Below are 25,335 nucleotides of genomic sequence, written 5' to 3'. Positions count from 1 at the left end.
CCGCGCCGACGGTCGCGGTGGCCGACGATCCGATTGCGATCGTGGCGATGAGCTGCCGTTTCCCGGGTGGGGTGCGGTCGCCGGAAGAGCTGTGGCAGTTGCTGACGGCCGGTGGGGACGCGATTGCGGAGTTCCCGTCCGATCGTGGCTGGGATCTGGCGGGGCTGTACGACCCGGACCCGGACCGTCCGGGCACGTCGTACGCACGCGAGGGCGGTTTCCTTTACGACGCCGGGGACTTCGACGCGTCGTTCTTTGGGATCTCGCCGCGTGAAGCCCTGGCCATGGACCCGCAGCAGCGGTTGCTGCTGGAGACGTCGTGGGAGGCGTTCGAGCGCGCGGGCATCGACCCGGGTGCGCTGCGCGGTCAGCAGATCGGTGTCTTTGCCGGGACCAACGGCCAGGACTATCTGTCGCTGCTGATGCAGGCGCCCGAGGGCCTGGAGGGCCATCTGGGCACGGGCAACGCGGCGAGCGTGGTGTCCGGTCGGGTGGCGTACACCTTCGGCCTTGAGGGCCCGGCCGTCACGGTCGACACGGCCTGCTCGTCGTCGCTGGTGGCGCTGCATCTGGCGGTGCAGGCGCTGCGGCAGGGTGAGTGCACGATGGCGCTCGCGGGCGGCGTCACGGTGATGTCCACCCCCGAGAACTTCATCGACTTCAGCCGTCAGCGCGGACTGGCCGCCGATGGCCGCATCAAGGCGTTCGCGGCCGGTGCGGATGGCACCGGCTGGGGCGAGGGCGCGGGCATGCTGCTCGTGGAGCGGCTGTCGGACGCGCGGCGCCACGGGCACCCGGTGCTGGCGGTCGTGCGGGGCAGCGCGATCAACCAGGACGGTGCGTCGAACGGTCTGACGGCGCCCAACGGTCCGTCGCAGCAGCGCGTCATCCGGCAGGCGCTGACCAGCGCCGGGCTGACGACCGGCGATGTGGACGTGGTCGAGGCGCACGGTACGGGTACGACGCTGGGTGACCCGATCGAGGCTCAGGCGCTGCTCGCCACGTACGGGCAGCAGCGGGATGGGGACCGGCCGTTGTGGCTGGGGTCCATCAAGTCCAACATCGGGCACACGCAGGCGGCGGCGGGTGTCGCGGGCATCATCAAGATGGTGTTGGCGATGCGGCACGGGGTGTTGCCGCAGACGTTGCATGTGGATGAGCCGTCGCCGCATGTGGACTGGTCGGCGGGTGCGGTCTCGCTGCTGACGGAGCAGGTGGAATGGCCGGAGGTCGGCCGTCCGCGCCGTGCCGGTATCTCCTCGTTCGGCATCAGTGGCACCAACGCGCACACCATCATCGAGCAGGCCCCGGCTCTTCCGGCCGCCACGGCCGCCACGGCCGCCCCGACCGAGGCGCCCGAGCGGAACGGCCTCGGCGGCCTCCTGCCGTTCGTCCTGTCCGCCAAGAGCGCCGAAGCGCTGCGGGAGCAGGCCGCGCGGCTGCACGCCCACCTCGCGTCGCGGCCGGAGTCGGCGCCGCTCGACATCGCCCACGCCCTGGCCGTCGGCCGCGCCGCCCTGGAGCGGCGTGCCGTGCTGACCGTCGGCGACCGGGACGAACTGCTGCGGTCGCTCGACGCGGTGGCCCGGGGCGAGGCCGCCCCGTTCATGGTCGAGGGGGCGGTTGCTGAGGGCAAGGTGGCGTTCCTGTTCACGGGGCAGGGGAGCCAGCGACTGGGGATGGGGCGTGAGCTCTACCAGGCGTATCCGGTGTTCGCGGATGCGCTGGATGAGGTGTGTGCGCATCTGGATCTGTATCTGGAGCGGCCGCTGCGGGATGTGCTCTTCGGGGATGACGCTGAGACGTTGGATCAGACGGGGTTCACTCAGCCTGCGTTGTTCGCGGTTGAGGTGGCGTTGTTCCGGCTGGTCGAGGCGTGGGGTCTGACGCCGGACTTCCTCTCGGGTCACTCCATCGGTGAGCTGGCTGCCGCCCATGTGGCGGGTGTGTTGTCGCTGGCGGATGCGGCGCAGTTGGTGGCGGCTCGTGGGCGGTTGATGCAGGAGCTTCCGGCGGGTGGCGCGATGATCGCGGTGCAGGCGTCGGAGGACGAGGTCATGCCGCTGCTGACCGAGCGGGTCAGCATCGCCGCGCTCAACGGGCCGACCTCCGTGGTCATCGCAGGTGACGAGGACGCGGCGCTGGAGATTGCGGCCTCGTTCGAGGCGCAGGGTCGGAAGACCAAGCGCCTCACGGTCAGCCACGCGTTCCACTCCCCGCGTATGGACGGCATGCTGGACGCCTTCCGCGAGGTGGCCGAGGGGCTGACGTACGAGGCCCCGCGCATCCCGATCGTCTCCAACCTCACCGGCGCCATCGTCTCCGCCGAGGAGATCACGACCCCCGACTTCTGGGTGCGCCACGTCCGCGAAGCCGTCCGCTTCCTCGATGGCGTGCGGACGTTGGAAGCCCAAGGCGTCACCACCTTCGTGGAGTTGGGCCCCGACGGTGTCCTCTCCGCGATGGCGCAGGAGTGCGTGACCGGTGAGGACACCGCGTTCGCCGCCGCGCTGCGCAAGCACCGCCCGGAGGCCGAGGCGCTGCTCTCGGCCGTCGCGCGAGCACACGTCCGTGGGGTGACGCCCGACTGGGCGGCCGTTTTCACCGGTTCGGGCGCCGCCCCGGTGGACCCGGCCGAGCTACCCACCTACGCCTTCCAGCGCCAGCGCTACTGGCCCAGCGCCGCCGCCCTCGCGGCGGGCGACCCCGAGTCGATCGGGCTGGGCGACATCGACCATCCGCTCCTCGGCGCCGCCGTCGCGCTCGCGGACGCCGATGGGCTCCTGCTCACGGGTGTGCTCTCCATCCGCACGCACCCCTGGCTGGCCGACCACGCGGTCATGGACACCGTGCTGCTGCCCGGTACGGCCTTCGTCGAGCTGGCCGGCGCCGCAGGCGCCCAGGTCGGCTGCGAGCGGCTGGACGAACTCACCCTGGAAGCCCCGCTCGTGCTGCCGGAGCACACCGGGGTGCGGGTGCAGCTCGTCGTGGACGGGCCGGACGAGTCCGGCCGCCGTTCCTTCAGCCTGCATTCGCGTCGGCAGGACGCGCTCGGGACTGAGCCGTGGACGCGCCACGCCACCGGTGTGCTCGCGCCCGGCGCCCGGATCTCCGAGTCCGGCGAGCCCGATGAGCTCGCCGTATGGCCGCCGCAGGGCGCGACGCCGATCGCGGTCGAGGGGCTGTACGAGGAGCTGGCCGGGGCAGGTCTCGGCTACGGGCCGGTGTTCCAGGGGCTCAAGGGCGCCTGGCGGCTCGGCGAGAACCTCTACGCCGAGGTGGGCTTCCCCGAGGACGCGCCGCTGACGTCGGGTGCCGAGGCCGAGCGGTTCGGCCTGCACCCGGCCCTGCTCGACGCCGCGCTGCACGTCATCGGCCTCGACAGCGCCGACCGCGAGGCGGCGCCGGCCGAGGGCGCGCTGCTGCCGTTCGCGTGGAACGGCGTTCAGCTACACGCGGCCGGGGCCGGTGCGCTCCGGGTGCGGCTGTCCGAGCGGCCGTCGAACGCGGTCTCGCTGCTGGTGGCCGACGGCACGGGCCGCCCGGTGGCCACCATCGAGTCGGTGGCGCTGCGGGCGGCCTCCGCCGACCAGGTCCGCGCGGCGCGTGGCGGACTGCACGAGTCGCTGTTCCGGCTGGACTGGACGGCGGTTCCGGCGCCCGCGACGGGCGCGGCCACGGGCGACTGGGCGGTGCTCGGCGCGGATGCCGGTCAACTGGCCGTGCTGGAGGGCGCGTTCGGGTCCGGGGTCCGGCTCGCCGCGTATCGCGATCTGTCGGTGCTGCGGACGGCCGTGGCGGCCGGGGCGCCCGCGCCCGACACCGTCCTGCTGGCCGGTGCCGGTGCCGGTGCCGGTGCCGGTGTCGGTGTCGGCCTCAGTGACGGCAACGGCGACGGCACCGATGCGACGGCCGTGTACGAGGCCACGCAGACCACCCTCGCCCTGCTCCAGGAGTGGCTGGCCGATGAGCGGTTCGCCGCCTCGCGGCTGGTGCTGCTGAGCCGGGGCGCGGTGGAGACCGAGCCGGGGGCGGGCGTGGCGGATCTGCCGTACGCCGCCGTGCGCGGTCTGTTCCGCTCCGCGCAGTCGGAGAACCCCGGCCGTCTGGTGCTGCTGGACGTGGACGGCGAGGAGGGCTCGTACCGTACGGTGCCCGCCGCGCTCGGCGTGGACGAGGCGGAGCTGGCGCTGCGCGCGGGCGTGGCGCTCGCGCCCCGGCTGGCCCGGGTGCCTGTTACTGAGAGCACCGACGGCGACGCTCACGAGCAATCCACCGCCCCGTCGTACGACCCCAACGGCACCGTGCTGATCACCGGCGCCGGCGGAACCCTCGGCGGCCTCTTCGCCCGCCACCTCGTCTCCGCCCACGGCGTACGGCGACTCCTGCTGGTCAGCCGCCGTGGCGCCGACGCCGACGGCGCCGAGGAGCTGGCCGTCGACCTCACGGCGGCCGGTGCCACCGTGACCTGGGCGGCCTGCGATGTGGCCGACCGCGACGCGCTCGCCGCGACCCTGGCCGCCATCCCGGCCGAGCATCCGCTGACCGCCGTGGTGCACACGGCGGGTGTCCTGGACGACGGCATCCTCGGCTCCCTGACGCCCGAGCGGGTGGCGCGGGTGCTGCGTCCCAAGGTGGACGCGGCGCTCAACCTGCACGAGCTGACCCGTGGCCACGAGCTGTCCGCTTTCGTGCTGTTCTCCGGTGCCGCCGCCGTGTTCGGCGCGCCCGGACAGGCGAGCTACGCCGCCGCCAACTCCTTCCTGGAGGCGCTGGCCCAGCACCGCGTGGCCCAGGGGCTCCCGGCCACCGCGCTGGCCTGGGGCCTGTGGGGCGGTGCGGGCATGGGCAGCGGCCTTGACGAGGTCGATCTGCTGCGCATCGCGCGAGGCGGGGTCGCCCCGATCGCCGCCGACGAGGGGCTCGCGCTCTTCGACGCGGCCCGCGCCGACGGTGCCGCCGTGCTGTTCCCGATGCGGCTCGACTACGCGGGGCTGCGCACCGAGGCCACGGCGACCGGCAGCGTCCCGGCGCTGTTCCGCGGCCTGGTGCGGACCCCGGTCCGGCGGGCCGCCGCCGCGGCCGGCACCGCCGACGGCTCCTCGCTCGCCCAGCGGCTGGCCGGGCTCGCCCGGTCCGAACAGGACCGTGAGCTGCTGGAGTTGGTGTGCGGCCGGGTCGCCGCGGTGCTCGGTTACGCGGGCCCGGAGGCGGTCGAGGCCGGGCGGGCGTTCAAGGAGCTGGGCTTCGACTCGCTCACCGCCGTCGAACTCCGCAACGACCTCAAGACCGTCACCGGGCTGCGGCTACCCGCCACGCTCGTCTTCGACTACCCGACCCCCACCGCCCTGGCCGGTCATCTGCGCGAGGAGCTGCTGGGCGCCGAGGAGACCACGGCGCCGCTCGTCCCCGTACGGACGGGCGCGGCCCCGGCGGTCGACGACGACCCGATCGTCATCGTCGGCATGAGCTGCCGCTTCCCGGGCGGGGTGCGCACCCCGGAGGAGCTGTGGGAGCTGGTCGCCACCGGCGGCGACGGCATCTCCGGCTTCCCCGTGGACCGTGGCTGGGACCTCGACGGTCTGTACCACCCGGACCCCGACCACGCGGGCACCTCGTACACCCGCGAGGGCGGCTTCCTGCACGACGCCGCCGACTTCGACCCGGACTTCTTCGGCATCTCGCCGCGTGAGGCGCTCGCGATGGACCCGCAGCAGCGGCTGCTGCTGGAGACGTCGTGGGAGGCGTTCGAGCGCGCGGGCATCGACCCGGCGACCGTGCGCGGCAGCAAGACCGGCGTGTTCGCGGGCGTCATGTACCACGACTACGTGACCGGGCTCGACGGCATCCCCGACGGTGTCGAGGGCTACATCGGCACCGGCAACGCGGGCTCCATCGCGTCGGGCCGGGTGGCGTACACCTTCGGTCTTGAGGGCCCGGCGGTCACCGTCGACACGGCGTGTTCGTCCTCGCTGGTGGCGCTCCACTGGGCGATCCAGGCGCTGCGCGCGGGCGAGTGCACCATGGCGCTGGCCGGTGGTGTCGCGGTCATGGCCACCCCCGAGACGTTCATCGACTTCAGCCGTCAGCGCGGCCTGGCCACGGACGGCCGGTGCAAGTCCTTCGCGGCGTCGGCGGACGGCACGGGCTGGGCCGAGGGCGCGGGCATGCTGCTCGTGGAGCGGCTCTCGGACGCGCGGCGCCACGGGCACCCGGTGCTTGCGGTCGTGCGGGGCAGCGCGATCAACCAGGACGGTGCCTCGAACGGTCTGACGGCGCCGAACGGCCCGTCCCAGCAGCGTGTCATCCGGCAGGCGCTGGCCGCCGCCGGGCTGTCGGCGGGCGATGTGGACGCGGTCGAGGCGCACGGTACGGGCACGACGCTGGGTGACCCGATCGAGGCGCAGGCGCTGCTGGCCACGTACGGGCAGCAGCGGGACGCGGAGCGGCCGCTGTGGCTCGGCTCCATCAAGTCCAACATCGGTCACACACAGGCCGCCGCCGGTGTCGCGGGCATCATCAAGATGGTGCTGGCCATGCGCCACGGTGTGCTGCCCCAGACACTGCACGTGGACGCGCCCTCGGCCAACGTCGACTGGGAGGACGGCGCGGTCTCGCTGCTCACGGAGCGGATGGAGTGGCCGGAGACCGGCCGTCCGCGCCGCGCCGGTGTGTCGTCGTTCGGCATCAGCGGCACCAACGCGCACACCATCATCGAGCAGCCGCCGGCCGCCGAGGACCACGAGGACGCTGCTGCGCGGCCCGCCGCCGTACCGCCGGTGCTGCCGTGGCCGCTGTCGGCCGTGGGCCGGGACGCGCTGCGCGACCAGGCCCGCCACCTGCGCGACCGGCTGCGGGCCCACTCCACTGACGAGGACGTGGACCTGGCCGCCATCGGCTACACCCTGGCCGCCGGGCGCACCACCTTCGAAGACCGCGCGGTGCTGGTGGCCGACGGCCGCGAGGGCTTCCTGCGCGCCCTGGATGCACTGGCCTCCGGCGAACCGGCCACGGGCCTGGTGCAGGGCTCGCCGGTGGCCGGGAAGCTGGCCTTCCTGTTCACGGGGCAGGGGAGCCAGCGGCTGGGGATGGGGCGTGAGCTGTACGACGCCTATCCGATGTTCGCGCAGGCGCTGGACGAGGTGTGTGCTCACCTGGACGCGCATCTCGAACGGCCGCTGCGGGATGTGCTGTTCGGGGACGACGCCACGACTCTGGACCGGACCGGGTTCACCCAGCCCGCGCTGTTCGCGGTCGAGGTGGCGCTGTTCCGGCTGGTCGAGGCGTGGGGGCTGCGGCCCGACTTCCTCTCCGGGCACTCGATCGGTGAGCTGGCCGCCGCCCATGTGGCGGGTGTGCTGTCGCTGGCGGATGCGGCGAAGCTGGTGGCGGCGCGCGGGCGGTTGATGCAGGAGCTGCCGGCCGGTGGCGCGATGATCGCCGTCCAGGCGGCCGAGGACGAGGTCACGCCGCTGCTCAGCGAGCGCGTCTCGATCGCCGCGCTCAACGGGCCCACCTCCGTGGTCATCGCGGGTGATGAGGACGCGGCTGTCTCGATCGCGGCGACCTTCGAGGCCCAGGGCCGCAAGACCAAGCGCCTCACGGTCAGCCACGCCTTCCACTCCCCGTGCATGGACGGCATGTTGGACGCGTTCCGCGAGGTGGCGCAGGGGCTGACCTACGAAGCCCCGCGCATCCCGATCGTCTCCAACCTCACCGGTTCCGTCGTCTCCGCCGAGGAGATCACGACCGCCGACTTCTGGGTGCGCCACGTCCGCGAGGCCGTCCGCTTCCTCGACGGCGTCCGGACGATGGAAGCCCACGGCGTCACCACCTACCTCGAACTCGGCCCCGACGGTGTGCTGTCCGCCATGGGCCAGGACTGCCTCGCCGAGGGCGACGCGGCGGCGGCCTTCGTCGCCGCCCTGCGCGGTGGCCGCCCCGAGGCCGAGACCGTCACCTCCGCCCTCGCCGCGCTGCAGGTCCGGGGCGTGGCCCTGGACTGGGAGGCGTTCTACGCCGGAACTGGTGCGCGGCGCGTGGAGTTGCCGACGTACGCGTTCCAGCGGCGGCGCTACTGGCTGGACGTGCGGACCGCCACCGCCACCCCCGACGCCACGGCTCAGGACGCGGTCGACGCCCGCTTCTGGGAGGCCGTCGAGCGTGCGGACCTGGCCTCGCTCGCCGAGACCCTGAACCTCGGCACCGAGGACAACGGCGCGCTGGAGGCCCTGCTGCCCTCGCTGTCGTCGTGGCGGCGGCAGCAGTCGGAGCGTTCGACGGTGGACGGCTGGCGCTACCGGGTGTCGTGGAAGCCGGTCACCGACCGCTCCGCGGCGTCCCTGGGCGGCCGTTGGCTCGTGGTGGTACCGGCCGAGGCGGCCGAGGACGCCTGGGTCGCGGGTGCCGTGCGGATGCTGAACGAGCGCGGTGCCGACGTACGCCGCGTCGAGCTGACTGCCGACGACGACCGCGCCGCGGTGGCCGAGCGGCTGGCCGGGGTCGTTGGCGACGAGCCCGTGACCGGTGGCGTGCTGTCCCTGCTGGGCCTCGCGGACGGTCTGGCCCTCGCGGACGGTCCGGCACACGCAGACGGTTTGGCTTCCGCGGACGGCGACGCGCTGCTGCGGACGGCCGCGCTGACGCAGGCCCTGGGCGACGCGGGCATCGGCGCGCCGCTGTGGGTGGCCACGCGGGGCGCGGTGGCCGTGGGCCGTTCGGATGGAGCGGTCAGCCCGGAGGGGGCGCGGCTGTGGGGTCTGGGCCGGGTGGCGGCGCTGGAGCTGCCCGAGCGCTGGGGCGGTCTGGTCGACCTCCCGGCGACGGCCGATGAGCGTGCGCTGGGGCGGCTGGCCGAGGTGCTGGCCGGTGCCGGTGGCGAGGACCAGGTCGCGGTGCGGGCGTCGGGCGTGTTCGGACGTCGGCTCGTACGGGCTACCGCGTCCTCCGGCGACACGTGGACGCCGGGCGCCGGTACGACCCTGGTCACCGGCGGTACGGGCGCGCTGGGCGCGCAGGTGGCCCGCTGGCTGGTCGCGGGCGGCGCCGAGCATGTGGTGCTCACCAGCCGCCGGGGCCTGGACGCCCCCGGTGCCGTCGAGCTGCGTGACGAACTTGCCGCCTCCGGTGCCCGGGTGACCGTCGCCGCGTGCGATGTGTCCGACCGGGACGCGCTCGCGCGGCTCCTCGCCGGTCTTCCCGCCGAGCTGCCGCTGACCGCCGTCGTGCACACGGCGGGGGTGCTGGACGACGGCGTACTGGACTCGCTCACGCCAGAGCGCTTCACATCCGTACTGCGCGCCAAGGCAGCCGCCGCGGCCCATCTCGACGAGCTGACGCGCGACCGGGAGCTGTCGGCCTTCGTGCTGTTCTCCTCGATCAGCGGCACGTTCGGCGCTGCGGGCCAGGGCAACTACGCCGCCGCCAACGCCTATCTGGACGCGCTGGCCGAGCGGCGGCGCGCCGAGGGCTTGCCCGCCACCTCGATCGCCTGGGGCCCGTGGGCCGAGGGCGGCATGGCCACGGACGGAACACTGGAGCAGCGGCTGCGCCGGGGCGGACTGCCGCCGATGGACGCCGAGTTGGCGATCGGCGCGCTCCAGCGGGCGCTCGACCTCGATGACACCGTGGTCACCGTCGCGGACATCGACTGGGACCGGTTCGCACCGGACTTCACCGCCGCCCGGCCCAGCCGCCTGCTCGCGGACCTCCCGGAGACCCGCGCGGCGGCGGCGAACACCGCCACCGAGACCGCGGCCGACGGCTCCTCGCTCGCCGCCCGGCTGGCCGGGCTGGGCGAGGCGGAGCGGGACCGGCTGCTGCTGGACCTGGTCCGTACGCAGGTGGCCGCGGTACTCGGACACGACGGCTCGGAGTCCATCGCCGCCGACCGCGCCTTCGGCGAGCTGGGCTTCGACTCGCTGACCGCCGTCGAGCTGCGCAACCGGCTCGGTGCCGCCAGCGGTGTCCAACTGCCCACGACCCTGGTCTTCGACTACCCGACGGCCGCCGCCCTCGCGGGCTATCTGCGCGGCGAACTCATCGGGGCGGACACCGCCGCCGCCGGGGCCTCGCAGCCTGCGGCCGTGACGGCGGCGGTCGATGACGACCCGATCGCGATCGTCGCGATGAGCTGCCGCTTCCCGGGCGGGGTGCGTACGCCCGAGGAGCTGTGGCAACTGCTCACCGCGGGCGGGGACGCGATCGCCGAGTTCCCCGCCGACCGCGGCTGGGACCTGGACGCGCTCTACGACCCGGACCCCGACCGGCGGGGCACCTTCTACGCACGCGAGGGCGGTTTCCTCTACGACGCGGGCCACTTCGACGCCCCGTTCTTCGGGATCTCGCCGCGCGAGGCCCTGGCCATGGACCCGCAGCAGCGGTTGCTGCTGGAGACCTCCTGGGAGGCGTTCGAGCGCGCGGGCATCGACCCGGCGACGCTGCGCGGCACCTCTGCCGGGGTCTTCGTCGGCTCCAACGGACAGGACTACGACGCCTCGCTGCACACCGTCCCCGAGGAGGTCGAGGGCTACCTGGGCACGGGCAACGCGGCCAGCGTGGTCTCCGGCCGGCTCGCCTACACCTTCGGTCTTGAGGGCCCGGCGGTCACCGTCGACACGGCATGTTCGTCGTCGCTGGTGGCGCTGCACTGGGCGATCCAGGCGCTGCGCCAGGGCGAGTGCTCGCTCGCGCTCGCCGGCGGTGTGACGGTCATGTCGAGCCCCGGCGCGTACATCGAGTTCAGCCGCCAGCGCGGACTGGCTCCGGACGGCCGCTGCAAGGCGTTCGCGGCCGAGGCGGACGGCACCGGCTGGGGCGAGGGCGTCGGCATGCTGCTCGTGGAGCGGCTGTCGGACGCCCGGCGCAACGGCCACCCGGTGCTGGCGATCGTCCGTGGCTCCGCCATCAACCAGGACGGCGCCTCCAACGGTCTGACCGCGCCCAATGGCCCGGCCCAGCAGCGCGTGATCCGCCAGGCGCTGGCCGGTGCGGGCCTGTCGGCCGCCGAGGTGGACGCGGTCGAGGCCCATGGCACCGGCACCCGGCTCGGCGACCCGATCGAGGCGCAGGCGCTGCTGGCCACTTATGGCCAGGAGCGGGAGGCGGACCGGCCGCTGTGGCTGGGCGCCATCAAGTCCAACATCGGCCACACCCAGGCCGCCGCCGGTGTCGCGGGCATCATCAAGATGGTGCTGGCCATGCGCCACGGTGTGCTGCCGCGCACTCTGCACGTGGACGATCCGTCGCCGCATGTGGACTGGTCGGCGGGCGCGGTGTCGCTGCTCACCGAGCAGGTGGAGTGGCCGGAGACCGGCCGTCCGCGCCGCGCGGGCGTCTCCTCGTTCGGCTTCAGCGGCACCAACGCCCATACGGTCCTGGAGCAGGCCCCGGTCCACGACGAGCCGGTCGACAGCACATCGCAGAGCCCCCTCGTGCGGCCCGATGTGGTGGCCTGGCCGCTGTCGGCCAAGGGCGAGGACGCGCTGCGGGCCCAGGCCGAGCGGCTGCGCGCCCACCTCGAGGCCGACACCGGGCTCGGCGCCGTGGACGTGGCGTACTCCCTGGCCACCACCAGGTCCGCCCTGGAGCACCGCGCGGTGGTCCTCGGCCCGGACCGGGACCGGCTGCTCGCGGGCCTCACCGCCCTCGCGCGCGGCGAGTCCGCCGCCCATCTGGTCCGGGGTGTGCCCGCCGAGGGTCGTACGGCCATGCTCTTCACCGGGCAGGGCAGCCAGCGGCTCGGCATGGGCCGTGAGCTGTACGAGGCCAGCCCGGTCTTCGCGGAGGCGCTGGACGCGGTCTGCGCCGAGCTGGACCGGCACCTCGAATGGCCGCTGTACGACGTGCTGTTCGGGGACGACAAGGAGTCGCTGGACCGGACCGGCTTCACCCAGCCCGCGCTGTTCGCGGTCGAGGTGGCACTCTTCCGGCTGGCCGAGGCCGCCGGACTGCGGCCGGACGTCCTGGCCGGGCACTCCATCGGCGAGCTGGCCGCGGCGCATGTGTCCGGGGTGCTGTCGCTGGAGGACGCCGCCACGCTGGTGGCCGCCCGCGGCCGGCTGATGCAGCAACTGCCCGCCCGTGGCGCGATGGTCGCGCTGCAGGCGGCGGAGGACGAGGTCGAGCCGCTGCTCACCGAGCGCGTCGGCATCGCCGCGCTCAACGGGCCCACCTCGGTGGTCATCGCGGGCGACGAGGACGCGGCGCTGGAGATCGCGGCGTCGTTCGAGGCGCGGGGCCGCAAGACCAAGCGGCTCACCGTGAGCCACGCCTTCCACTCCCCGCTGATGGACGGCATGCTCGCCGACTTCCGCAAGGTCGCCGAGAGGCTGACGTACCGCGCGCCGCGCATCCCGATCGTCTCCACGGTCACCGGGCAGCCGGTCGCCGACGAGCTGGGCATGGCCGCCGACTACTGGGTCCGCCATGTCCGCCACGCCGTCCGCTTCCTCGACGCTGTCCGCGCCCTGGAGGCCCAAGGCGTCACCACCTACGTCGAACTGGGCCCGGACGGGGTGCTGTCCGCCATGGCGCAGGACTGCGTCACAGCCGGAGGCGACGGCGCCGAAGAGGTGGCCTTCGTGCCCGTACTGCGCGCCGGGCGCCCCGAGACGGAGACGCTGACCGGCGCCCTCGCCACGCTGCACGTGCGGGGCGCGGCCGTGGACTGGGAGGCGCTGTTCGCCGGGACCGGCGCCCACCGCGTCGAGCTGCCCACATACGCCTTCCAGCGGCGGCGCTACTGGCTGGACGGCACCCCGCGCCACACGTCCGGCGAGGCGGCCACGGCCGTCGACGCGGCCGGCGCCCGGTTCTGGGATGCGGTCGAGAGCGACGATCTCGCCTCGCTGTCGGACGCGGTGGGCATCGATGTGGACCAGCCGCTCAGCGCGCTGCTCCCGGCGCTGTCCGCGTGGCGGCGCCGCGAACGCGAGCAGTCCGCGCTCGACGGCCGGCGCTACCGCGTCACCTGGAAGCCGCTGGAGGAGCCGCGGCTCGCCGCCGCTCCCGGCGTCTGGCTGGTCGCCGAACCGGCCGCGGCCGCGGGCCACGCCGACACCGTACGGCGCCTCGTGGCCGCGCTGGCCGACCGGGGCGCCGACATCCGGCGCATCGGCATCACCCCGGCCGACGGCGGGGACCTCGACCGGGGCGCCCTGGCCGACCGGATCCGCCGGGCGGCGGCCGACGAGCCCGTGCACGGTGTGCTGTCGCTGCTCGCGCTGGACGAGCGCCCGCACCCCGACCACCCCGCCGTGCCCACCGGGCTGCTGCGCACCGGAGTGCTGGTGCAGGCGCTCGGGGACGCGGGCCTGGACGCCCCGCTGTGGTGCGTCACCACCAGCGCCGTCTCCACCGCCGCCTCGGAACCGGTCGGCAGCGCCGCACAGGCGCAGCTCTGGGGCCTGGGGCGGGTGGTCGCGCTGGAGCACCCCGAGCGCTGGGGCGGTCTGATCGACCTGCCCGCGACGCTCGACGAACGGGCCGCCGACCGCCTGGCCGGTGTGCTCGGCGGACACGGCGACGACCACGAGGACCAGTTGGCGATCCGTACGGCCGGAATCCTGGCCCGCCGCCTCGCCCACGCCGAGTCCACCCCGGCCACCGGCGCGCCCTGGCGGCCGCGTGGCACGGTCCTGGTCACCGGCGGCACCGGCGCGCTGGGCGCCCATGTGGCCCGCTGGCTGGCGGAGAACGGCGCCGAGCATCTGGTGCTCACCAGCCGCCGGGGCCCCGACGCCCCCGGCGCCGACGTACTCGCGGCCGAACTGATCGCGAAGGGCGCCCAGGTGACCGTCGCCGCCTGCGACGTCACCGACCGGGACGCGGTCGCCGGGCTGCTGGCCCGGATCCGCGACGAGCACCCGGTCCACCCGCTCACCGCCGTCGTGCACACGGCGGGCGCCGGGCAGTTCGCACCGCTCGCGGAGACCACCCCGGCCGATGTCGCCGATGTGGTCGCAGCCAAGGTCGCGGGCGCGGCCCATCTGGACGCGCTGCTCGGCGACACCGAGCTGGACGCCTTCGTGCTCTTCTCCTCGATCGCCGCGGTGTGGGGCAGTGGCGGCCAGGGCGCCTACGCGGCCGGAAACGCCTTCCTCGACGCGCTGGCCGAACAGCGCCGGGCCCGCGGCCTCACCGCCACCTCCGTGGCCTGGGGCCCGTGGGCGGACGGCGGACTCGTCACCGACGACGAGGCGGCCGAGCAACTGCGCCGCCGCGGCCTGCCGGTGATGGCCCCGCACTCCGCCATCGCCGCCCTCCAGCAGGCGCTGGACCGGAACGAGACCGTGGTGACGGTGGCCGATGTCGACTGGGACCGTTTCGCCCCCACCTTCACGGCGGCCCGCCCCCGCCCGCTCATCGCCGATCTGCCCGAGGTCCGCGCCGCCCTGGCACCGGACCCGGCGGAGGGCGCGGACGGCGGCACGGCCGAGGCATCGGCGGAGTCCCTGCGGCAGCGGCTCGCCGGGCTCACCGAGTCCGAGGCGGACAAGGTCCTGCTCGATCTCGTCCGTACGGAGGTCGCCGCCGTCCTCGGACACGACGACATCACGGCCGTCCAGGCGGGCCGGGCCTTCAAGGAGCTGGGCTTCGACTCCCTCACCGCCGTCGAACTCCGCAACCGGCTGAACGCGGCCACCGGGCTCCAGCTCACCGCCACCCTGGTCTTCGACCACCCGACGCCCGGCGCGCTCGCCGATGTGCTGCGCGCCGACCTCCTCGGCGAGGACACCACACCCGAACTCCCGGCCCTCGCCGAAATCGACAAGCTGGAATTCACCCTTTCCCACGTCTCCGACGACGCGACGGAACGCGAACGGGTCACGGCCCGACTCGAAGCGCTGCTTCGGACATGGAACGAGACCGAGAGCGCGGCGGGCGCCGACGGCGGCGAGGACGATGAACTCGCCCTCGACGCCGCCTCCGCCGAAGACATCTTCGACATCATCAACAATGAATTCGGAAGGTCCTGACGTGATGACCGCCCTCAATTCAACTGACCTCAGGAGGTGACGTTTCCGTGGCTAGCGCGAACGAAGAGAAGCTTCTCGACAATCTGAAGTGGATGACCACTGAGCTGCGCCGGGCCCGTCGCCGCCTGACCGAGGTGGAGGCGGACGCGCAGGAACCGATCGCGATCACCGCGATGAGCTGCCGGTTCCCCGGTGGCGTCGGTTCGCCCGAGGACCTGTGGAAGCTGGTCGCGGAGGGCGGCGACGCCATTTCCGGATTCCCCGCCGACCGCGGCTGGGACATCGAGGGGCTGGCCGATCCTGACCCCGACCGCAAGGGCACCTTCTACAACAGCGGCGGCGGATTCCTCGACGGCGCCACCGAATTCGACCCCGGATTCTTCGGCATTTCGCCGCGCGAGGCCCTCGCGATGGACCCGCAGCAGCGGCTGCTGCTGGAAACCTCCTGGGAGGTTTTCGAGCGCGCGGGAATCGACCCGACCTCCGTCAAGGGCAGCCGCACCGGCGTTTATGTGGGCGCCTCGGCCATGGGCTATGGCTCGGATGTTTCGGGCGCGCCGGAGGAGCTGGAGGGGCTGCTGCTCACCGGCGGCGCCACCAGCGTGCTGTCCGGCCGTATCGCCTACACCTTCGGCCTCGAAGGCCCGGCCGCCACGATCGACACGGCGTGCTCGTCGTCGCTGGTCGCCCTGCATTGGGCGGCCCAGGCGCTGCGGCAGCGCGAATGCTCGCTCGCCCTCGTCGGCGGCGTCACCGTGATGCCCAACCCGGACGTCTTCGTGGAGTTCAGCCGCCAGCGCGGCCTCGCCCCCGACGGCCGCTGCAAGTCCTTCGCCGCCTCGGCGGACGGCACCGGCTGGTCCGAGGGCGTCGGCGTGCTGCTGGTCGAGCGGCTGTCGGACGCCCGCAGGAACGGCCACCCGGTACTCGCCGTGGTGCGTGGCAGCGCGGTGAACCAGGATGGTGCGTCCAATGGTCTGACCGCGCCGAACGGCCCCTCGCAGCGGCGCGTCATCCGCCAGGCCCTGGAGAACGCCCGGCTGTCCGCCGCCGAGATCGACGTCGTCGAGGCGCACGGCACGGGCACGACGCTGGGCGACCCGATCGAGGCGCAGGCGCTGCTGGCCACCTACGGCCAGGAGCGGCCCGAGGGCCGGCCGCTGTGGCTGGGCTCGCTCAAGTCCAACCTGGGCCACGCCCAGGCGGCGGCGGGTGTCGCGGGCGTCATCAAGATGGTCATGGCGATACGCCACGGCGTCCTGCCCAAGACCCTCCACGTCGACCAGCCGTCCCCGACCGTCGACTGGTCGGCGGGCGAGGTGTCCCTGCTGACCGAGGCCCGCCCCTGGGACGAGACCGGCAGGCCGCGCCGGGCCGGTGTCTCGGCCTTCGGCGTGAGCGGCACCAACGCCCACACCATCCTGGAGCAGGCCCCCGAGCCGGAGGCCGAGGAGCCGTCGGCCACGGACGAGGACGCCACCCCGGTCGCGGCGGTCACCGCCACCGTACTGCCGTGGCCCCTGTCCGCCGGGAACGCGGCGGCGCTGCGCGACAACGCCCGCCGCCTCGCCTCCCACCTCGACCGCGAACCCGCCCTCGGCACCACCGATGTGGCCTACTCGCTGGCCACCGGCCGGGCGGCGCTGGAGCGCCGCGCGGTGGTCGTGGGCGAGGACCGCGCCGGGCTGACGGCGGGCCTGGAGGCGCTGGCGCGGGGGGAGTCCGCGCCGGGGCTGGTCGAGGGCGTGGTTGCCGAGGGCGAGCTGGCGTTCCTGTTCACGGGGCAGGGGAGCCAGCGGCTGGGGATGGGGCATGAGCTGTATGACGCCTATCCGGTGTTCGCCGAGGCGCTGGATGCGGTGTGTGCGGAGCTGGACCGGCATCTTGAGCGGCCTTTGAAGGACGTGCTGTTCGGGGACGATGCTGAGGCGCTCGACCAGACCGGTTTCACCCAGCCTGCGCTGTTCGCGGTTGAGGTGGCGCTGTTCCGGCTCGTTGAGGCGTGGGGTCTGAAGCCCGACTATCTGTCGGGACACTCGATTGGTGAGCTGGCCGCGGCGCATGTGGCGGGTGTGTTGTCGCTCGCGGATGCGGCGAAGCTGGTGGCCGCGCGTGGCCGTCTGATGCAGGAGCTTCCGGCCGGTGGCGCGATGATCGCGGTCCAGGCGTCGGAGGACGAGGTGCTGCCGCTGCTGACCGAGCGGGTCAGCATTGCCGCGCTCAACGGGCCGACGTCGGTGGTCATCGCGGGTGATGAGGACGAGGCTGTCGCGATTGCGGCGGGCTTCGAGGCGCAGGGTCGTAAGACCAAGCGGCTCACGGTCAGCCACGCCTTCCACTCGCCGCGTATGGACGGCATGTTGGACGCGTTCCGGCAGGTGGCGCAGGGGCTGTCGTACGAGGCTCCGAAGATCCCGATCGTGTCGAATCTGACCGGTGGCGTGGTGTCCGCCGAGGAGATCACGACCCCCGACTTCTGGGTGCGCCACGTCCGCGAGGCCGTCCGCTTCCTCGACGGGGTACGGACCCTTGAGTCCAAGGGTGTCACCACGTTCGTCGAACTGGGCCCGGACGGTGTGCTCACCGCGATGGCTCAGGAGTGTGTGACCGACTCCGCGTCGGACGCCGCGTTCATCTCCGCGCTGCGCAAGGACCGCCCCGAGGCCGAGGCGCTGACCACGGCCGTCGCACGGGCGCATGTGCGCGGTGCGGCCGTGGACTGGGCCGGGTTCTTCGCCGGTAGGGACGCGGAGCAGGTGGATCTGCCGACGTACGCCTTCCAGCATGAGCGGTTCTGGCTGGAGCCGGGCGCGGCTTCCGTGGGTGATGTGGCCTCCGTGGGGCTGGAGTTGGCTGGGCATCCGCTGCTCGGCGCCGCGGTGCCGCTGGCGGAGACCGATGGGCTGGTCTTCACGGGACGGCTGGGTGTGGATACGCATCCGTGGCTGGCCGACCATGTGGTGCGGGACACGGTGGTGCTGCCCGGCACGGCGTTCGTGGAGCTCGCCGTGCGCGCCGGTGATCAGGTCGGCTGTGACCTGCTCGACGAGCTGACCCTGCACGCCCCGTTGGTGCTGCCCGCACGCGGTGGCGTCCGGCTGCAGCTCACGGTCGGCGCGCCCGACGGCGCCGGGCGGCGGTCCCTGACCGTGCTGTCCCGCGCGGAGGACGCCCCGGCCGAGGAGCCGTGGACGCGACACGCCGACGGTGTGCTCGCCTCGGGCGCGCCCCGGCCGTCGTTCGCGCTGACCGCGTGGCCGCCGCAGGGCGCCGAGGCGGCCCGTACCGAGGAGCTGTACGCGGCCCTCGCGGACGGCGGGCTGCGGTACGGCCCGGTGTTCCAGGGGCTTACGGCCGCATGGCGGCGCGGGGACGAACTCTTCGCTGAGGTGCGGCTGGACGAGTCCGCCGCCTCCGACGCGCAGGCGTACGGACTGCATCCGGCGCTGCTCGACTCGGCGCTGCACGCGCTCGGCATGGACGGTCTGGGCGACGGCGAGAGCCAGGGCGGGCGGCTGCCGTTCGCCTGGAGCGGTGTGTCGCTGTACGCGAGCGGCGCCTCGGCGCTGCGGGTGCGGCTGGTGCTGCGGGGCGCGGACGGGGTCCGGCTGGAGATCGCGGACTTGGCCGGTGCGCCGGTCGCCGCCGTGGACTCGCTGGTCCTGCGCGCCGTGTCGGCGGAGCAGGTGCGGGCCGCACGGGCGGCGTACCACGAGTCGCTGTTCCGGGTGGAGTGGACCGAACTCCCGGCCGGAGCGGGCGCCGGCGCGCCCGGCGGCAGCCGGTGGGCGGCGCTCGGCGCGGACGCCCTCGGGCTCGTGGCCGCCGGGGCCGGTGCGTATGCGGACTTCACGGCGCTGGGCGAGGCCGTGGCGTCCGGGGCGGCCGTACCGGAGTACGTGTTCGTCACCCCGTCCACCGAGAGTGGCGACGAGGTGCCCGGCGCGGTGCGCCGGGCCACGGCCGAGGCGCTGGGCCTGGCCCAGGCGTGGCTGGCCGATGAGCGGTTCGCCACCTCGCGGCTGGTGTTCCTGACCCTCGGCGAGGGCGAGCCGGTGCGCGATCCGGCGCAGTCCGCGGTGTGGGGTCTGCTGCGCACGGCGCAGGCCGAGAACCCGGACCGCTTCGTCCTGCTGGACACCGACGGCCAGGACGCGTCGCTCACGGCGCTTCCGGCCGCGCTGGCGGCGGGCGAGGAGCAACTCGCCGTCCGTACGGGCGTCGCCCGCATCCCGCGCCTGGCCAGGGTGCCGATCGCGGACGAGACGGCGGCCACCGAGGGCGCCTTCGACTCCCAGGGCACGGTGCTGGTCACCGGCGCCTCCGGTTCGCTGGGCGGGCTGGTGGCCCGGCATCTGGTGGCCGAGCGTGGCGTACGGCAGCTCCTGCTGGTGAGCCGCCGTGGGCAGCAGGCCCCGGGTGCGGCCGAACTCGCCGCTGAGCTGGGCGAGTTGGGTGCCGAGGTGGCCTGGGCGGCGTGTGATGTGGCGGACCGGGACGCGCTCGCCGCGGCCCTCGCCACCGTCCCCGGCGAGCATCCGCTGACCGCCGTCGTGCACACGGCCGGTGTGCTGGACGACGGTGTGATCGGCTCGCTGACGCCCGAGCGCGTCGACCACGTCATGCGTCCGAAGGTGGACGCGGCGTGGAATCTGCACGAGCTGACCCGCGACCTGGACCTGACGGCCTTCGTGCTGTTCTCCTCCGCCTCGGGCGTCTTCGGCACCCCCGGCCAGGGCAACTACGCGGCCGCCAACGCCTTCCTGGACGCCCTCGCCGTACACCGCCGCGCCGAGAGCCTCCCTGCCGTCTCGCTGGCCTGGGGCCCCTGGGCGGGCGCCGGTATGGCCGGTGGCCTGGACGAGGCCGACATCAGCCGGATGCGGCGCGCCGGACTGCCGCCGCTGTCCCCGGCGGAGGGCCTTGCCCTCCTGGACGCCGCGCTCACCACGGACGAGGCTGTGCCGGTCCCGATGCGCGTGGACGCCGTGGCGCTGCGCGCCCAGGCCGCGGCGGGCGCGCTCGCGCCGCTGCTGCGCGGGCTGGTGCGGGTCCCGGTGCGCCGCGCGGTGGACACCGCCGCGGGCGGCGGCTCCGCGCTGGCGGAGCGGCTGGCCGGGCTGAGCGCGGCCGAGCAGGACCGGCTGCTGCTGGACCTGGTCCGTACGCAGGTGGCGGCCGTCCTCGGCTATGCGGGCCCGCAGGCCGTCGAGGAGGGCCGGGCCTTCAAGGACCTGGGCTTCGACTCCCTGACCGCCGTCGAACTGCGCAATCTGCTGCGCGAGGCGACCGGGCTGCGGCTGCCGCCCACGCTCGTCTTCGACTACCCCACCTCGACCAGCCTGGCGGGCCATCTGCGCGAGGAGATCGTCGGGGACGCGGCCGACGCGATCGTGCCCGACCGGGTGATCAGCGCGGTGGACCGCGACGACCCGATCGCGATCGTCGCGATGAGCTGCCGCTTCCCCGGTGGCGTGCGGTCGCCCGAGGAGCTGTGGCAACTGCTGGTCGCCGGTGACGACGCCATCACCCCGTTCCCCGCCGACCGCGGCTGGGACCTCGCCACCCTCTACAGCGACGACCCCGACCTCGAGGGCACCAGCTACACCCGCGAGGGCGGCTTCCTGCACGACGTGGCCGACTTCGACGCGTCGTTCTTCGGTATCTCGCCGCGTGAGGCGCTCGCGATGGACCCGCAGCAGCGGCTGCTGCTGGAGACCACCTGGGAGGCGTTCGAGCGGGCCGGGGTCGACCCCGCGTCCCTGCGCGGCAGCCGTACCGGTGTCTACATCGGCTCCAACGACCAGGACTATCTGACGCTGTGGCTGAACGAGCCGCAGGGCCTCGAAGGCCACCTCGGCACCGGCAACTCCTCCAGCGTGGCCTCCGGCCGGCTCTCCTACGCCTTCGGGCTCGAAGGCCCGGCGGTCACCATCGACACGGCCTGCTCGTCGTCGGTGGTGGCGCTGCACCTGGCCGCGCAGGCGCTGCGCAACGGCGAATGCTCGCTCGCGCTGGCCGGAGCCGTCACGGTCATGTCGACCCCGGGCGCCTTCCTGGAGTTCAGCCGTCAGCGCGGACTGGCCGCCGACGGCCGGATCAAGGCGTTCTCCGGTGACGCGGACGGCACCAACTGGGCCGAAGGCGTGGGCCTCTTCCTGGTGGAGCGGCTCTCCGACGCGCGCGAGAACGGCCATCCGGTGCTCGCCGTCCTGCGCTCCACCGCCATCAACCAGGACGGCGCGTCGAACGGCCTGACCGCGCCCAACGGCCCGTCCCAGCAGCGCGTCATCCGGCAGGCCCTGGCCAACGCCGGTCTTTCGGCCACGGACATCGACGTCGTGGAGGCCCACGGCACCGGTACGACGCTGGGCGACCCGATCGAGGCGCAGGCGCTGCTCGCCACCTACGGCCAGGACCGGCCGGAGGACCGGCCGCTGTGGCTGGGTTCGGTGAAGTCCAACATCGGCCACACCCAGGCCGTGGCGGGCGCCGCCGGCATCATGAAGATGGTTATGGCGATGCGGCACGGTGTGCTGCCGCGGACCCTCCACGTCAGCGAGCCGACCCCGCACGTCGACTGGTCGGCGGGAGACATCGAGCTGCTGGCCGAGGCCCGGCCCTGGCCGGAGACCGGCCGTCCGCGCCGCGCGGGTGTGTCGTCGTTCGGTTTCAGCGGCACCAACTCGCACGCGATCATCGAGCAGGCCCCGGCCATGGACGCGGTCTCCGCGCCCGCTCCGGAGCGGGCCCTGCCCGTCCTCGCCTGGCCGGTTTCGGGCCGTACCGAGGACGCGCTACGGGCCCAGGCCGCACGGCTGCGGCCCGCCGTGGACGCCTTCGCGGACGCCTCCGTGGACGGCGGCGCCGATGGGCCGCGCCCGCTCGACCTCGGCTACTCCCTCGCCACCTCCCGCGCCGCTCTGGAACACCGGGCCGTGGTGCTCGGCCGGGACGGCGGCCTCCTCGGCGAGCAGCTCGCGGCGCTGGCCGACGGGCGCGGTGCCACGGGGCTCGTCGAGGGCTCGGTGACCGGCGGCAAGCTGGCGTTCCTCTTCACCGGGCAGGGCAGCCAGCGGCTGGGGATGGGGCGTGAGCTGTACGACGCCTACCCGGCGTTCGCCGAAGCGCTGGACGCGATCTGCGCGGAGCTGGACGCCCATCTTGAACGGCCTTTGCAGGACGTGCTGTTCGGGGATGAGGCCGAGGCACTGGACCAGACCGCGTTCACCCAGCCTGCGCTGTTCGCGGTCGAGGTGGCGCTGTTCCGGCTGGTCGAGGCGTGGGGCCTGAAGGCGGACTTCCTCTCCGGCCACTCGATCGGTGAGCTGGCCGCCGCGCATGTGGCCGGTGTGCTGTCGCTCGCGGACGCGTGCACGCTGGTGGCCGCGCGGGGCCGGCTGATGCAGGAGCTGCCCGCCGGTGGCGCGATGATCGCCGTTGAGGCGTCGGAGGACGAGGTGACGCCGCTGCTCAACGAGCGCGTCTCGATCGCCGCGCTGAACGGGCCGACGTCGGTGGTCATCGCGGGCGATGAGGACGCGGCGGCGGAGCTCGCGGCGTCGTTCGAGGCGCAGGGTCGTAAGACCAAGCGGCTCACCGTCAGCCACGCGTTCCACTCGCCTCGCATGGACGGGATGCTGGAGGCGTTCGGTGACATCGCGCAGGGCCTGTCGTATGAGGCCCCGCGGATCCCGATCGTCTCCAACCTCACCGGCGCCATCGTCTCCGCCGAGGAGATCACCAGCCCCGACTTCTGGGTGCGCCACGTCCGCGAGGCCGTCCGCTTCCTCGACGGCGTACGGGCGTTGGAAGCCCAAGGCGTCACCACCTTCGTGGAGCTGGGCCCCGACGGCGTCCTGACCGCCATGGCCCAGGAGTGCGTCACCGACGCCGACGTGGCGGGCTTCGCGGCCGGGCTGCGCAAGGACCGCCCCGAGGCCGAGACCCTCACCACCGCGCTCGCCCAGGCGTATGTCCGGGGCGCCGAGGTGGACTGGGCCGGGTACTTCGCCGGGACCGGCGCCCACCGCGTCGACCTGCCGACGTACGCGTTCCAGCGCCGCCGCTACTGGCCGGAGTTCGCCCTGGAGGCCGGGACCGCGGCCGAGGGCGCCGTGGACGCGGTGGACGCGCGATTCTGGGAGGCCGTGGAGCGCGAGGACTGGGAGTCGCTCGCCACCGAGCTGCGGGTCGAGGGCGACCAGCCGCTCAGCGCGGTGCTGCCCGCCCTGTCGACGTGGCGCCGCGCCCAGCGCGAGCGGTCCGCCGCCGACGGCCACCTCTACAACGTGGTGTGGAAGCCGCGTCCGCAGGCCCCGTCGGGCTCCCCGGCCCCGGCCGGCACCTGGCTGACCGTCGTTCCCGCGCACCACGCCGACGACCCGCGGATCACCGCCGTGGCCGACGACCTGACGGGGCGCGGGGTGCGGGTCGTCCGCGTCGAACTGGACGCCGCGGACACCGACCCCGCGGCCGTGGGCGACCGCCTCGCCCAGGCGACGGCCGACGGCCCGGTGGCCGGAGTGCTGTCCCTGCTGGCGCTGGACGAGCGGCCACACCCGGCGCATCCGGCGGTGCCAGTCGGCCTCGCGCTGACCGGTGCGCTGACCGAGGCGCTGGCGCGGCCCGAGGCGCTGGCCCTGCGGGGCGAGGACGCCCCGGCGCGGCTGTGGTGCGCCACCCGGGGCGCGGTCGCGACCGGCGGCGCCGACCGGCTGGACAGCGCCACCCAGGCCCAGGTCTGGGGTTACGGCCGGGTCGTCGCCCTGGAGCAGCCCGAGCGCTGGGGCGGTCTGGTCGACCTGCCGGAGACCGTGGACGAGCGGGCGCTGGACCGGCTCGCGGCCGTGCTCGCCGGGGCCGACGACGAGGATCAGGTGGCGATCCGCGCCACCGGGGTCTTCGTACGCCGCCTCGTCCCGGCCCCGCGCGACGTGGCCACCGCCGCCGCCGAGCCCTGGACGCCGCGCGGCACCGTGCTGGTGACCGGTGGCACGGGCGCCCTGGGGCGGCATGTCGCCCGCTGGCTGGCCCACAACGGCGCGGAGCGGCTGGTGCTGCTCAGCCGCCGGGGCCCCGACGCGCCGGGCGCGGCCGAGATCGTGGCCGAACTGTCCGGCACCGACACCGCCGTGACCGTCGAGGCATGCGATGTGGCCGACCGCGACGCGCTCGCGGCGCTCGTGGAGAAGCTGGCCGCCAACGGCACCCCGGTACGCGCCGTGGTGCATTCGGCCGGGATCTCCCAGGAGCCCGGCACCGGCACCGAACTCCCTGAGTTCGCCGGGATCGTGGCGGCCAAGACGACCGGGGCGGTCCACCTCGACGCTCTCTTCGGCGAGGACGCCGAGCTGGACGCCTTCGTGCTCTTCTCCTCGATCGCCGGGGTGTGGGGCAGTGGCGGCCAGGGGGCGTACGCGGCCGGAAACGCCTTCCTCGACGCGCTGGCCGAACAGCGCCGGGCGCGCGGTCTCACCGCCACCTCCGTGGCCTGGGGCCCGTGGGCGGAGGGCGGTATGGCCGCCGAGGGCGACGCGGAGGAGCAGTTGCGCCGCCGTGGACTGCCGCCGATGGCACCGGAGCTGAACATGGTCGCCTTCCAGCGGGTGCTCTCCCGCCAGGAGACCGCCGTGACGGTGGCCGATGTCGACTGGGAGCGGTTCGCCCCGGCCTTCACCGCCGCCCGCCCCCGCCCGCTGATCGACGATCTGCCGCAGGTCGCCAAGGCCCTAGGGGGCGGTGGCGAGGGCGAATCGGCGGACACGGCGGCGGCCGACGGCGCCTCGGCGCTGCGCGAGCGGCTCGCCGGACTCGCCGTGGCCGACCGTAAGGACGCGGTGCTGGAGGTGGTCCGCACCCATGTGGCCAGCGCCCTCGGCCATGCCTCAGCCGACGAGGTCGAGGCCGGACGCGCCTTCAGCGAGCTGGGCTTCGACTCGCTCACCGCGGTCGAACTGCGCACCCGGCTCGGCGCGACCACCGGCCTCAAACTGCCCGCGAGCCTGGTCTACGACTACCCGACACCGGCCGCGCTCGCCGAGCATCTGCTGACCGAGCTGATCCCGGACGGACCGGGCCACGGCCCCGGCCATGCCCAGGCCCATGTGGACACCGATCCGCAGGACGCCGAGCTGCGCCGCACCCTGGCCACCATCCCGATGGGCCGGATCCGGGAGGCGGGGCTGCTGGACACGCTGCTCCGGCTGGCCGATCCACAAGCAGCCACTTCCGATCCCAGCCGCGTCGAGGACGAGGCGGAGTCCATCGACGAGATGGACGTCCAGCACCTCATCGACATGGCGCTCGACCTCGACAGCCTCGACGGCAACGATTCCTGACGCGGGCCCAAGCACGG

The 25,335-nt window shown here is 74.1% G+C and carries 2 protein-coding genes; both read left to right on the top strand.

Translation table 11 applies throughout. The features are described from left to right. Positions 1-14,978: type I polyketide synthase (locus tag J5X86_RS43940; protein ID WP_208522225.1), on the top strand; the 14,978-nt coding region annotated here is incomplete at its 5' end. A gap of 47 nt (positions 14,979-15,025) precedes the next feature. Beyond that, positions 15,026-25,318, top strand: coding sequence for a type I polyketide synthase (locus tag J5X86_RS43935; protein ID WP_208522224.1), 10,293 nt, complete (start codon positions 15,026-15,028; stop codon positions 25,316-25,318). Positions 25,319-25,335 lie beyond the last annotated feature (17 nt).

The sequence above is a fragment of the Streptomyces sp. NEAU-YJ-81 genome (assembly GCF_017592595.1).
Taxonomy (GTDB): Bacteria; Actinomycetota; Actinomycetes; order Streptomycetales; family Streptomycetaceae; genus Streptomyces; species Streptomyces hygroscopicus_B.
The sequence above is the reverse complement of the archived record's forward strand: the minus strand, read 5'-3'. Positions and strand labels throughout refer to the sequence as shown.